This window comes from Aeromonas sp. 11P (genome assembly GCF_051920165.1).
In the GTDB taxonomy this organism is placed as follows: Bacteria; Pseudomonadota; Gammaproteobacteria; order Enterobacterales; family Aeromonadaceae; genus Aeromonas; species Aeromonas veronii.
The window spans coordinates 4,587,465-4,598,741 of the sequence record NZ_JBQBDJ010000004.1; the positions used below are offsets into that span (position 1 = coordinate 4,587,465).

General features: G+C 57.9%; 11 protein-coding genes. 4 read left to right on the top strand and 7 right to left on the bottom strand.

The genetic code is table 11. The features are described 5' to 3' along the window. Positions 1–29: 29 nt before the first annotated feature. From pseC to suhB, 7 genes are all read right to left on the bottom strand, one after another. A complete protein-coding gene (pseC, locus tag ACTG1P_RS21260) occupies positions 30–1,190 on the bottom strand; it encodes a UDP-4-amino-4,6-dideoxy-N-acetyl-beta-L-altrosamine transaminase (RefSeq protein ID WP_440002193.1) in 1,161 nt (386 codons plus the stop codon). Next, on the bottom strand, positions 1,187–2,191 hold the full coding sequence (gene pseB, locus ACTG1P_RS21265) for a UDP-N-acetylglucosamine 4,6-dehydratase (inverting) (protein ID WP_440002194.1): 1,005 nt from the start codon (positions 2,189–2,191) through the stop codon (positions 1,187–1,189). The genes pseC and pseB overlap by 4 nt, the downstream gene beginning before the upstream one ends. A 146-nt stretch (positions 2,192–2,337) precedes the next feature. Then, complete coding sequence (locus tag ACTG1P_RS21270; RefSeq protein ID WP_440002195.1) at positions 2,338–3,195, bottom strand: cobalamin-binding protein; 858 nt, start codon at positions 3,193–3,195, stop codon at positions 2,338–2,340. Next, positions 3,188–4,150, bottom strand: coding sequence for a cobalamin biosynthesis protein CobD/CbiB (locus ACTG1P_RS21275; RefSeq protein ID WP_440002196.1), 963 nt, complete (start codon positions 4,148–4,150; stop codon positions 3,188–3,190). The genes ACTG1P_RS21270 and ACTG1P_RS21275 overlap by 8 nt, the downstream gene beginning before the upstream one ends. Beyond that, on the bottom strand, positions 4,147–4,839 hold the full coding sequence (gene mtnN, locus ACTG1P_RS21280; protein WP_108542042.1) for a 5'-methylthioadenosine/S-adenosylhomocysteine nucleosidase: 693 nt from the start codon (positions 4,837–4,839) through the stop codon (positions 4,147–4,149). Before mtnN ends, ACTG1P_RS21275 begins: the two co-directional genes overlap by 4 nt. A gap of 169 nt (positions 4,840–5,008) precedes the next feature. Beyond that, complete coding sequence (locus ACTG1P_RS21285) at positions 5,009–5,941, bottom strand: ZIP family metal transporter (protein WP_005361496.1); 933 nt, start codon at positions 5,939–5,941, stop codon at positions 5,009–5,011. A gap of 324 nt (positions 5,942–6,265) precedes the next feature. Next, positions 6,266–7,069, bottom strand: coding sequence for an inositol-1-monophosphatase (gene suhB / locus ACTG1P_RS21290; protein ID WP_005352992.1), 804 nt, complete (start codon positions 7,067–7,069; stop codon positions 6,266–6,268). Between the two features lie 256 nt (positions 7,070–7,325). Here suhB and ACTG1P_RS21295 point away from each other — a divergent pair, with 256 nt between their 5' ends. The 4 genes from ACTG1P_RS21295 (at position 7,326) to ACTG1P_RS21310 (ending at position 11,275) form a co-directional block, all read left to right on the top strand. Next, a complete protein-coding gene (locus ACTG1P_RS21295; RefSeq protein ID WP_440002331.1) occupies positions 7,326–7,724 on the top strand; it encodes a hypothetical protein in 399 nt (132 codons plus the stop codon). A 168-nt stretch (positions 7,725–7,892) separates the two neighbouring features. Further along, entirely contained in the window at positions 7,893–8,555 is a 663-nt protein-coding gene (locus tag ACTG1P_RS21300) for a glutathione S-transferase family protein (protein ID WP_005333923.1), read from the top strand. Positions 8,556–8,786: 231 nt separating this feature from the next. Beyond that, entirely contained in the window at positions 8,787–10,316 is a 1,530-nt protein-coding gene (locus ACTG1P_RS21305; protein WP_440002197.1) for an ABC transporter substrate-binding protein, read from the top strand. After that, on the top strand, positions 10,313–11,275 hold the full coding sequence (locus ACTG1P_RS21310; protein WP_440002198.1) for an ABC transporter permease: 963 nt from the start codon (positions 10,313–10,315) through the stop codon (positions 11,273–11,275). Before ACTG1P_RS21305 ends, ACTG1P_RS21310 begins: the two co-directional genes overlap by 4 nt. Positions 11,276–11,277: the final 2 nt, after the last annotated feature.

Here is an 11,277-nt window from a genome sequence, read left to right on the forward strand (position 1 = left end):
GTGGAATAAACGTTACCCCCATTTAATTGCTACTTTTGGTTGGCGCTTCCGTTGTGCCAGACATGGGTCTTCAATAGATGACAGATTTCGCCTTGCTGCTTGGCCTGTAGCCCCGGAAAGAGTGGAAGCGTGATGGCTCCGGCATAAAACTGCTCGGTACATGGAAGAGGAGTCTGAGTCCACTTTTGATACCAAGGTTGTTTGTAAATAGGTATATAGTGCACGTTGGCGCCGATATCCTGTTCACGTATTTTTTGGAAGAGCACACTGCGTTGTTCAGGGACTACATGGTGAACATAGAGATGGAAGGCGCTACGCCGCTCGCTGTTGAAATATCGAAGTAGTTGTTGTGGTGCCAGTCTTTCGAAGTAGTACCGAGCAATCTTGTTACGCGTGTTAATCCATGTCTCCAGATTGGCCATCTGGCTCAACCCTAGTGCCGCCTGAATGTCGGTCATCCGGTAGTTGAAGCCCAGCATCTGCTGCTCATAGTACCAAGGGCCGTCCGGCTCATTGATAAAGTCTTCCGGTTCGCGGGTGATGCCGTGGCTGCGGAGCATGCGCATCGTCTTGGCAAGCGCAGGGTCGTTGGTCATGGCCATCCCCCCTTCACCTGTGGTGATGATCTTCACTGGGTGGAAGCTGAAGACGGTGATGTCGCTGTAGCGGCCGTTGCCGGTGGGTTCATCGTGATAGCGAGCCCCTAGGGCGTGACAGGCATCCTCGATGATCCGAAAGCCATACTCTTGCCCCAAGCGATGGATCTCTTTCATATCGCAGGGGAGGCCGGCAAAGTGCACCGGTATGACCACCTTGGGTAGTTTTCCTTCCGCCTTGGCGGCAATCAGTTTCCTCTCCAGCTCCACTGCGCACATGTTCCCTGTATCGGGCTCAATGTCGACGAAGTCGACTTGTGCACCGCAATAGAGAGCGCAATTGGCTGATGCCACGAAGCTGATGGGGGATGTCCAGACCCAGTCGCCGGGGCCAACGCCCAGCGCCAGACAGGCGATATGGAGTGCTGCAGTACCTGAATTGACCGCCACCCCAAATTTAGCTCCACAGTAGTCGGCAACCGCTTGCTCGAAGCGAGGAACGACTGGCCCCTGGGTCAGGAAGTCGGACTTGAGAACTTCCACGACAGCATCGATATCTGCCTGGCTGATAGACTGACGGCCGTAGGGGATCATTCTGCTACCTTGCTCTGGTTCATCTTCTGCAGCTGTTCAATGGAGAAAAAGTCAGGGTTGCTTCGAGAGTTGTATTCAAATCCCTGCTCGACCATCTTTCCTTTTTCGCCCGTAGCAGTCTTGGAGAAGTCGTTGTTGCGATTATTGAAGTTGATTGTTGGGCCGATCACGAAGAAGTCATCAAATTCAAAGGTGTGATAAGAGTCATCGGCAGGGCACATCACTTCGTGAAGTTTTTCTCCTGGGCGGATACCGATGATCTTGTGTGGCAGGTTCGGCGCCATAGCACTGGCGAGATCCGTAATTCGGACGGATGGCAATTTGGGAACGAATATTTCCCCTCCCTTCATCCGCCCAAAATTATCCAGAACGAAATCCACCCCTTGCTGCAAAGTGATCCAGAAACGCGTCATCTCCTCATGGGTGATGGGCAACGCATCTGCATTCTGGTCAATCAGCTTCTGGAAGAAGGGGACGACAGATCCGCGAGAACCTACCACGTTACCGTAACGAACCACGGCAAAACGGGTTGGGTCTTGACCCGCAATGTTGTTGGCCGCCACGAAGAGCTTGTCTGATGCCAGTTTGGTGGCACCGTAGAGATTGATTGGGTTGGCGGCTTTGTCAGTGGAGAGGGCGATAACTTTTTTGACTTGATTGAGCAAGGCGGCCTGGATGACGTTTTCAGCACCATGGATATTGGTTTTGATACACTCCATGGGGTTGTATTCAGCTGCTGGAACCTGTTTCAGTGCGGCTGCATGGACCACGTAATCGACACCACGCATTGCCATGGTAAGGCGGTTGGTGTCTCTTACATCACCGATAAAATAGCGCATGCAGGGGTCGTTAAACTCCTGCTGCATCTCGAACTGTTTCAGCTCGTCGCGAGAATAGATGATAAGGCGTTTCGGTTTATAACGTTCCAGTACTGTCTTGACCAATCGTTGGCCAAACGAGCCGGTGCCACCTGTGATCAGTAGCGTTTTATCGTTGAACATTGTGGGCATCTCGTCATAAAAACAGTAGATGAATCATATGCTAGCAAATAAAGTACCAGCTTTTTTGGCAAAGAGTGTGATCCATTCACAAAAACAGTTTTAAAGATTTGGTTACTACCCAGAACACCTCAGGTCGCTCCTCATCATCAGTGATTTATCAAGATGTGCTGGTTGCTTTGCGAGCTTAGCTGGATAGCTTGGCAAACCTGCTCCACTGCATTGAGGGCTCTTGGGGTGAATCGGTGCAGCTCATCGGAGTTGACCAGCATCAGTCGGTGATGTTTCACCGCATCAAGGTTTGGCCACTGCAGCCAGTGGCGCAGGGCGTCAGGATCTTGACTCCCGGCCAGGATCAGCGCGGGGTTGGCCCTGATGACCTGTTCCATATTCACCTGAGGATAGGGTGTTCTGGCATTGCTCATGACGTTGACTCCGCCGCAGAGTTCGATGGCCTGAGCGGGCCAGGCGTTACCGCTCACGCTGGTGAGCGGCGGGTACCAGAGCTGGTAGAACACCTTGACGCCGGTTGGTTGGCCATAGCGCTGTTGCAGGGAATGCAGGCGTGCCAAATAGCGATCTGCGGCTTCGTTGGCACTCTTTTCCACCCCCAGCAATGTGCCCAGCGCCCGCATCTCTTCGGCCAGCGAGGCAAAATCGGTAGGCTCTGAGTAGAAAACCGGGATACCCAGCTGCTCCAACGGGGCCAGCATCCGTGATTGAGCCGAGCGCCAGCCGAGGATTAAGTCCGGCTTTTGCGCCAGCAGCGCCTCGACATTGATGCTGCGATAATTGGCCACCTTGGGCTTGGTTTTCACCTCGGCGGGATAGTCTGAGGCATCGTCGATGGCCACCAATTTGTCGCCGGCGCCAATCTCGTAGAGCAATTCGGTCAGGTGAGGAACAACACTCACCACCCGGGTCGGCGTAGCGGCCTGCAGGACACCGGGCAACCAGGCAAGCAGCACGCAGGGCAGCCAGATCGGCAAGCGCAACACTCTACCCATGAAATAACCCCGCTACCGTGACAACCAGCGCCAGTATCAACCAGCCCCAGCCGCACCCTTGCAGAATGTTGAGCACCTTGCGCGGTGTCTCGCTATCTGGCTCAGCACCAGTGCCGATGACGGGCCAGCGCTGGAGAGCCCCCTGATAGTAGCGAGGGCCACCAAGGCGGATCCGGCACTTGTCTACCAGCAGAGTGAGCAGCATCCCCATGGCGGGATAGGGCCAGAGCGCGCCACTGCGCAGCAGCTGTGCGGCCTGTTTGAGACGGCTTGCCAGCAGTGGCAGCCCCAGCAGCAAAATGACGCAGGCATTGAGCCCCTGATAGAGGGTGCTGGCGGCGCAACCAAAGTGGTCGAAGGCAGGATCTTTGCGACTCCAGCTCAGGTTCATCAGCTGTACCAGCCGCCAGAGCAGGGCTCCCTGTACGCCAGCCAGGGCAAATCCCAGCAGCGGGCCAGCCCATTGGCCGACCAGACGCAGGGCGCAGCTCTCCGTCACCGCTTTGGCGAGCCCCATGGCCGAGAGTTTGCCGGTCTCCCGTTTGAGCCAAGGGGCTGCCTGCAATCTTGCCAGCGGCAGAGTCTCCTGCGTGGCGAGCGAGCGGGTGGCATGGGCGAGTTCGCGCAGTGGACGGGATTCGATCATCAGTAGCAGGAACAGCAGGTCGAAGACTGGCTCGCTCAGGGCCAGATTGCGCAGCGACCAGAGCCCGGCGGCGCAGGGGAGCCAGACTACCAGCATTGCCAGCAGGCCAGCCTGCATTTGCTGGCCGGGTGAACCATCGGGTCTGTGTACCTTGTGCCCCAGCTTGGTCAGCAGGGGCGTGACGGCCGAAAGACGCAGATGGGATGGCCACGGGATCACCGCCTCCAGTAGGGCAGCCCCCACCAGAATGGCCGCCGTCGTCGAGAGGAGGGCGTCGGCCATCAAATCAAGCGAGCCGGTCTCGATCACAGCTTGCCGAGCATCTTGATAATCACTTCGGCGGAGTGCTTGCCGGCCACTTCGATGAAGGCATCGAAGGATTCAACCTGTTCCTTGCCGGCGATATCGGACATCGCGCGCACCACCAGATAGGGCACTTTGAACATGTGGCACACCTGACCGATGGCAGCACCTTCCATCTCGACCGCCAGCATCTGCGGGAAGTCGGCGCGAGCCTTGGCGATGGCGTCCGGTTTGCACATGAACTGATCGCCGGTACAGATAAGGCCAACCTTGGTCTGGTGCTTGCCCTGCTCGGCGATGCAATCCTGAGCGACCGCGATGAGCTTCTCGTCGCAGGGGAAGGCGGCAGGTTGCTGCGCCATCTGGCCCATCTCGTAACCAAAGGCGGTCACATCGACATCGTGGAAACGCATCTCGCTGGCGATCACCACATCACCGATGTGCAGATCCTGGGCAAAGCCGCCGGCAGAGCCGGTATTGATGACGCAGTCGGGGGCAAATTTTTCCAGCAGCAGGCTGGTGGCCACGCTGGCGGCGACCTTACCGATACCGGAGCGGGTCAGGATCACCTCTTTGCCTGCCAGTATCCCTTGATAGAACTCGCAGCCGCCCAGTTGCAGGGTGGTGGGGTTGCTCATCTGGCTGCGCAGCAGGGCTACTTCTTGCTCCATGGCGCCGATAATACCTACTTTCATTGCTGACCTCGTCTTGATAGCCGTGTGGCTGAATTTAAGTTGCTGTAGATCATAACAAAAGATGGCGTCGGCGCCGAGAGGCACAAGCGAAAGGAGAGATGAAGCGCGGCGCTCCATATGGGAGCGCCGCAGGTGACAAAAAGCATTGATGAGAGAGGAGAGAGGGCCTTTAGCCGAGCGCGGTATCGAGGGTCATCATCAGGGCAAAGCCCGCCATCAGGCCGAGGGTTGCATAGGTCTGGTGACCGTTGCGGTGGGTCTCCGGGATCACCTCGTGCGAGACCACAAACAGCATGGCGCCGGCGGCGAGCCCAAGTCCGATGGGGTAGGCGATGGCAAGGCCGCTGGAGAGCCCGACCCCGAGCAGGGCGCCAACCGGTTCGAGCAGGCCGCTGGCGATGGCAACCAGCACCGCCACCGAGGGGCGAAAACCGGCGGCGCACATGGCCAGCGCCACTGCCAATCCTTCCGGAATATCCTGCAGTGCGATGGCAGTGGTAAGCGGCAGCCCCACCGACATATCCCCCTGCGAGAAGCTCACCCCGATGGCCATCCCCTCCGGCAGGTTATGCAGGGCGATGGCAAAGACGAACAGCCAGACCCGGGAGCAGCTCTCGTGGCCGGGGCCGCAGGGGCCGGTTTTGTCATGCTCGTGCGGGGTAAACTGATCCAGTCCCAGCATCAACAGCACCCCGAGGGTCATGCCGACCACCACCACGGCGGCGGCGCTAAAGCCGTTGCCGGTAATCCCCTCGGCGGCCTCCAGCCCCGGCAGCAGCAGGGAGAAGGCACTGGCCGCCAGCATCATACCGGCGGCAAAGCCCAGCATGGTGTCCTCAACCTTTTGCGGTACCGAGCGCAGAAACAGGGCGGGCAGGGCGCCGATGGCGGTGGCGGCAAACCCGGCGGCACCACCGATCAGGCCGTAGCGCACGCCGCTGGTTACCTCGCCGGTAGCGAGCATGATGAGACTCTGCAACAGCAGCAACAAGACGGCAGCCAGCGCGATAAAGAGGCCGAGAGCAGTGAGTGGGCGGCTTTGCATCTGGCTGCGCAGTTGCTGTGACCAGGATAACGGAGGAAGAGCTGAGAGATGGTCCATGGCATGACCTCAAGGTGTACAAAGTGGATAGTGGCATTACATCCACTTGGCCCCCCCTTGTCCATGCCTGCAAGGCGATTGTCGCTATCTGAAAATCTGGAAAGAGTTTATCCAAGCAACCACATGGGAATCTTATCGGTAGTCAAAGGCGGGGGGCAAGAGGGGTGGTATGCATATGACTGAAGTGGATGTTGAGTGGCAAGTGGGGATGCATCGCTAACTCTTTTAAATCAGCTGCAGATGTCTGCCTTAGTGTTCGGATAACAGAAACAAAAAAACCGGCTTGCGCCGGTTTTTTGTCTTGGTGAAGGCTGGGGAGCTGGCTTATTTCGCCAGGGACTCCGGCAGCTCTTCGCGGATCTTGCCGAGCATCTCTTTCAGGACACGCGGGTTGGCAACCACGATGTTGCCTGAGTTTTCGTAGTTGTGACCGCCTACGAAGTCGGTGACGATGGCGCCAGCTTCTTTGGCCAGCAGTTCACCGGCAGCGGTGTCCCAGGGTTTCAGGCCGATTTCCCAGAAACCGTCGACGCGACCGGCAGCCACGTAGGCCAGATCCAGTGCGGCAGAGCCGGAGCGACGGATGTCGGCACATTCGATGAACATGCTCTGGAACATCTTCAGGTAGGACTCGATGTGGTGCTTTTGTTTGTAGGGGAAACCGGTCGCCAGCACGGTGCCAGCCAGCTCTTTGGCTTTGCCGACACGGATGCGGTAGCCGTTCAGCTGGGCGCCGCTACCACGGGTAGCAGTAAACAGTTCGTCACGGATGGGATCGTAAACAACGGCTTGTTCGGTTTTGCCTTTCACGCGCAGGGCGATGGAAACGGCAAAGTGCGGAATGCCTTTGACAAGGTTGGTCGTGCCATCCAGTGGGTCAATGATCCATTGGTAGTCCGGATTGGTACCGGCAATCTCACCAGACTCTTCAGCAACAATGCTGTGCTCCGGGTAAGATTTTTTGATGGTGTGAATGATGGCCGCTTCGGCTTCACGGTCAACGTTGGTCACGAAGTCATTGCTGCCTTTTTGGATAGCCTCAATGTTCTCGGGCTGGGAGAAGGCTTTTACTACAACTTGACCGGCGTTGCGCGCAGCGCGCACGGCGATATTCAGCATCGGATGCATAGGTTCACCACTGGATGTTAAAGAACGGGGAATAAAAGGACGCGGTATGATACCAGTATTTTGTGCGATGGCAACTGTTATCCTCCTACGACCAATTGATTACCACTGCCAGATTTGACGGCTCCAATATAGACCAGATCTGCGCTAGTCTTATCCCAGCAGCCGGATACAGGCTGTCATGAGCATAGGGATGTGAACCATGAATTTGTCATTAGTGAGTCAGAACGTGTCAGCGGCCAGCGAGGGACTGTAGGCCATCTTGCGGTCATCACCCGAGTATGGTGATCACTTTGCCCACATCACCGTGACCCCCCTGGCCCAGTGGCAACCGGCCAAGACGGAGGCGGCGATCCTGCTGATCGATGGCGATGCGCCCTGGCAGGATGCCGGATTTGCCCGGGGAGAGGATGAGACGATCGGTTTGCCGGTCTTGCCGCTGCTGATCCGCAAGGGGGACAAGGAGCTGACGGTCTGCGGGCCGGATGTGCGTGACCCCCGTTTCTATTTTGTCTCAAACGGCATCGTGCTGGATGAGTCGGAGCTGGCCGAGCCTGCCTGCAGCCGGGTGCTGTTGCGCAAGCTGGAGTCCTACTTCCCGCTACTTTCCCGCCTGATCATGCTGCGTCAGCGCAAGCCGGTCGCCATGATCAACTAATATCTACCATTGCCAGAGCGCACCAGCGGCGCACCGTGGCCTTGTTTGGCCTACGGTGCGTCGCTTTTTAATGGTCTGGAGCCGGTCACTTGTTGCAAGATCAGGCGGCTATGGTGTTGCGCCCTGTTCCAACCGTGCAATCTGGCTATGACCAACAAGGAGTGAATTATGATCGACTTTTACACCGCCGCGACCCCCAATGGTTTCAAAGTGGCGATCGCCCTCGAAGAGCTGGGTTTGCCCTATCGGGTCATTCCTCTCGATCTTTCGGCGCTGGATCAGAAGAAGCCCGAGTTTCTCGCCATCAACCCAAATGGCCGTATTCCGGCTATCGTCGATCGGGATAACGACGATTTTGCCGTATTCGAGTCGGGCGCCATCCTCATCTATCTGGCGGAGAAAGCAGGCAAATTGTTGCCGGCCGATCCTAAACGACGCTCTCAGGCCATCCAGTGGCTGATGTTCCAGATGGGCGGGGTAGGACCCATGATGGGGCAGGCCAACGTCTTCTACCGCTATTTCCCCGAGAAGATCCCCGCCGCCATCGAACGCTACCAGAAGGAGGGGCGCCGCCTGTTCGAGGTGCTCGACAGCCATCTGGCTCATCACGAATATCTGGCCGACGAGTACAGCATCGCTGATATCGCCACCTGGCCCTGGGTACGTATTTATGACTGGAGCGGCATCTCCATCGAGGGATTGCCCCATCTGCAAGCCTGGATGGATCGCATGGCAGAGAAACCTGCCTGCCAGAAGGGGATCACCATACCGCCACGCAAGGAGCAGCCCGATGAGCTGATCAAGCAGGCGCAGCAGATGGTGACTCGCTAAGCTGACAAGATGGCCCTGTGACGGGCCATCTCTATCTCTTGCTTCTCTATCCTTGTTTTTACACCATTCCGCCACATCATCCATATCCATGGAGAAGCAGCGTCTTGCCTCACTATTTACTCCCGACAAACGAGTGATTCATCAAAAGCGAAAAGACGTTCAACTCGAGTTTTTGTTATGTTATAACGTTTTGTTTTTCGGCTGGTGATAAACATTATTCGGATGGAGAAGATGACAAAAAAATACGCTTATTCAGGATGTTGTGCCCTGGCGTTGCTGGCGGGGATGAGTGCTTACGCTCATGCCAAGCCGCTGACCATGGTGGGCCCATGGGAAATCCACAGTATCGACCCCGCCAGCAACGGTGTCTTTTTTACCCGTTTGCAGGTAGCCGAGACCCTGGTCGAAGTTGACAGTCAGGGAGGCTTGCAGCCAGGGTTGGCCAGTGACTGGTCCAGATCAGAAGATGGTTTGCAATGGCGATTCACGCTGCGCCCCCACGCCCATTTTCACGATGGCAGCAAGGTGAATGCCGAGCAGGTTGCGTTTGCGTTGCAACAGGCCTGGCGCAAACCAGGGGTACTGACCAGTGCACCGATTGCCACCATTGAGGCCAACAAGGGGGCACTGCTTGTCACCCTTACTCACCCCTTTGCCTCGCTGGCGGCTGTGCTGGCCCATCCCAGTACCCAGATCCTAGCCAGGGGGGCTTATGACGCCAAAGGGGAGGTGACGCAGGTGATTGGCTCCGGCCCCTATCGCATTACGCGTTTGCAGCAACCTCAGCGGATCGAAACTGCGCGTTTTGACCATTGGGATGGCCCTCAGGCTGCTATCGAGCAGGTCAGCTATCTGACGGTCGGCCGCGCCGAGAGTCGTACTCTGATGGCTGAGAGTGGTCAGGCCGACATCGCATGGGGGCTGGATCCGGTCAACATACGCCGCTTGCAGCAAGCGCCCAGGGTGAGCATCGCCTCTGTGACCTTGCCACGCACCATACAACTCAAACTCAATGGAGCTGATCCGCGTCTGAGCGATCCGGCCGTGCGTCGTGCGCTCAGTCTGGCCATCAACCGTAACGGTATGGCGACAGCCTTGCTGCGGGATCCCGAGATGGCGGCGACCCAGCTCTTTCCTCCCAGTCTGAAGGAGTGGCATCAGCCTGGTTTGACACCGCTCGCCTATGACGTGCAGGCGGCGCAAGCGGCCTTTGCCGCGGCAGGCTGGCAGAAGGGGGCCGATGGTGTGCTGTTCAAGGGGAAGGAGCGCTTCACTCTGACCCTGCGAACTTTCCCGGATCGTCCCGAATTACCGCAGCTGGCGACGGCGTTACAGGCCCAGTGGAAGGAGGTGGGTGTCGAGCTCAAGGTGGCGGTGGGCAACTCGAGCGAGATCCCGGCAGGTCATCAGGATGGTTCGCTCCAGCTCGGCCTTTATGCACGCAACTATGCGTTGGTGCCAGATCCGCTGGTGACCCTGCTGGGGGACTTGGCCCCTGCCGGAGCCGATTGGGGGGTAATGAACTGGCAATCCTCTGAACTCACCGCTCAACTGGCGCGACTTGGTCGTGAAGTCTTGCCAATGCAAGAGGCCGCCATGCTGAGGCGCGACATCGCCGCCACCTTACAACAGGAGTTGCCACTGCTGCCCATTGCCTGGTATCGCCAGAGTGCAGCCGTCAGCCGCCAGCTCAAGGGTTTTGAACTGGATCCCCAAGAGCGCTCTTATTACCTGACCAGGCTGACTTGGGGGGCGCAATGACAGGCTTGCCTTTGTCTGATGTCGTGGGCGTCCTGAGTCAGCGTCTGGTACAGGCACTGATGGTGGCGTTGCTGGTGGCCGGGCTCTGTTTTCTGATGGTGCAATCTCTGCCCGGGGATATCGCCTTTCGCATCGCCGCCGGTCGCTACGGCTATGACTATGTCACCGCAGAGGCGGCGAGCGCTGTGCGCCATGAGCTGGGGCTGGCCGAGTCGGCCCTGTCCCGCTTCGGCGACTGGTTGGTCGCCTTGCTTCAGGGGGATCTGGGCAGCTCGTTGGTCACCGGGACTCCGGTTGTCGGTGAGATTGGTCATCATCTGGGGGCGACTTTGTCGCTGGCACTGGCCGCCGTTGGGCTGGCCATGTTGCTTGCACTGCCCCTTGGCAGCCTGAGCGCCTTGCGTCCGGGGGGGCTCTGTGATCGGCTGACTTTGGCCTGGAGCGTACTGATGCGGGCACTACCGCCATTTCTGCTCGGCTTGGTGTTGATGGTACTGCTGTCGGTGGAGCTTGGTTGGTTCAGTGCGGCCGGACACGGAGAAGGGCGTAACCTCTGGCTGCCCGCTCTTACCTTGGGGCTCGGCCTGTCCGGCGTGCTGGCCCGCGTTGTACGAGAAAGTGTGCTCACTGTCGTGCAGTCCGATTATTACCGTTTTGCCCTCACCAAGGGGCTCTCTCCTGTACGGGTATTTCTGCGCCACGGATTGCGCAATATCGGGGTCAGCGTCATTGCCTACACCAGCGTGCAGCTGGTGCTCCTGATTGAAGGAGTGGTGGTGGTCGAGAGTCTGTTTGCCTGGCCCGGCATTGGTCATGCGCTGGTGCATGCCATCTTTTGGCGTGATGTGCCCATGGTGCAGGGCACAGTACTGGTGCTGGCTGGGCTGTTTGTGCTGCTCAACACCCTGACCGATCTGCTCTGTCTTGCCATTGATCCTCGCGGTCCCAAGGAGTGTTGAGC

Excerpts from the sequence above, each read along its gene's own strand:
- pseC (WP_440002193.1), bottom strand. The coding sequence starts at position 1,190 with ATGATCCCCTACGGCCGTCAGTCTATCAGCCAGGCAGATATCGATGCT.
- pseB (WP_440002194.1), bottom strand. The coding sequence starts at position 2,191 with ATGTTCAACGATAAAACGCTACTGATCACAGGTGGCACCGGCTCGTTT.
- ACTG1P_RS21270 (WP_440002195.1), bottom strand. The coding sequence starts at position 3,195 with ATGGGTAGAGTGTTGCGCTTGCCGATCTGGCTGCCCTGCGTGCTGCTT.
- mtnN (WP_108542042.1), bottom strand. The coding sequence starts at position 4,839 with ATGAAAGTAGGTATTATCGGCGCCATGGAGCAAGAAGTAGCCCTGCTG.
- ACTG1P_RS21285 (WP_005361496.1), bottom strand. The coding sequence starts at position 5,941 with ATGGACCATCTCTCAGCTCTTCCTCCGTTATCCTGGTCACAGCAACTG.
- suhB (WP_005352992.1), bottom strand. The coding sequence starts at position 7,069 with ATGCATCCGATGCTGAATATCGCCGTGCGCGCTGCGCGCAACGCCGGT.
- ACTG1P_RS21300 (WP_005333923.1), top strand. The coding sequence starts at position 7,893 with ATGATCGACTTTTACACCGCCGCGACCCCCAATGGTTTCAAAGTGGCG.
- ACTG1P_RS21305 (WP_440002197.1), top strand. The coding sequence starts at position 8,787 with ATGACAAAAAAATACGCTTATTCAGGATGTTGTGCCCTGGCGTTGCTG.
- ACTG1P_RS21310 (WP_440002198.1), top strand. The coding sequence starts at position 10,313 with ATGACAGGCTTGCCTTTGTCTGATGTCGTGGGCGTCCTGAGTCAGCGT.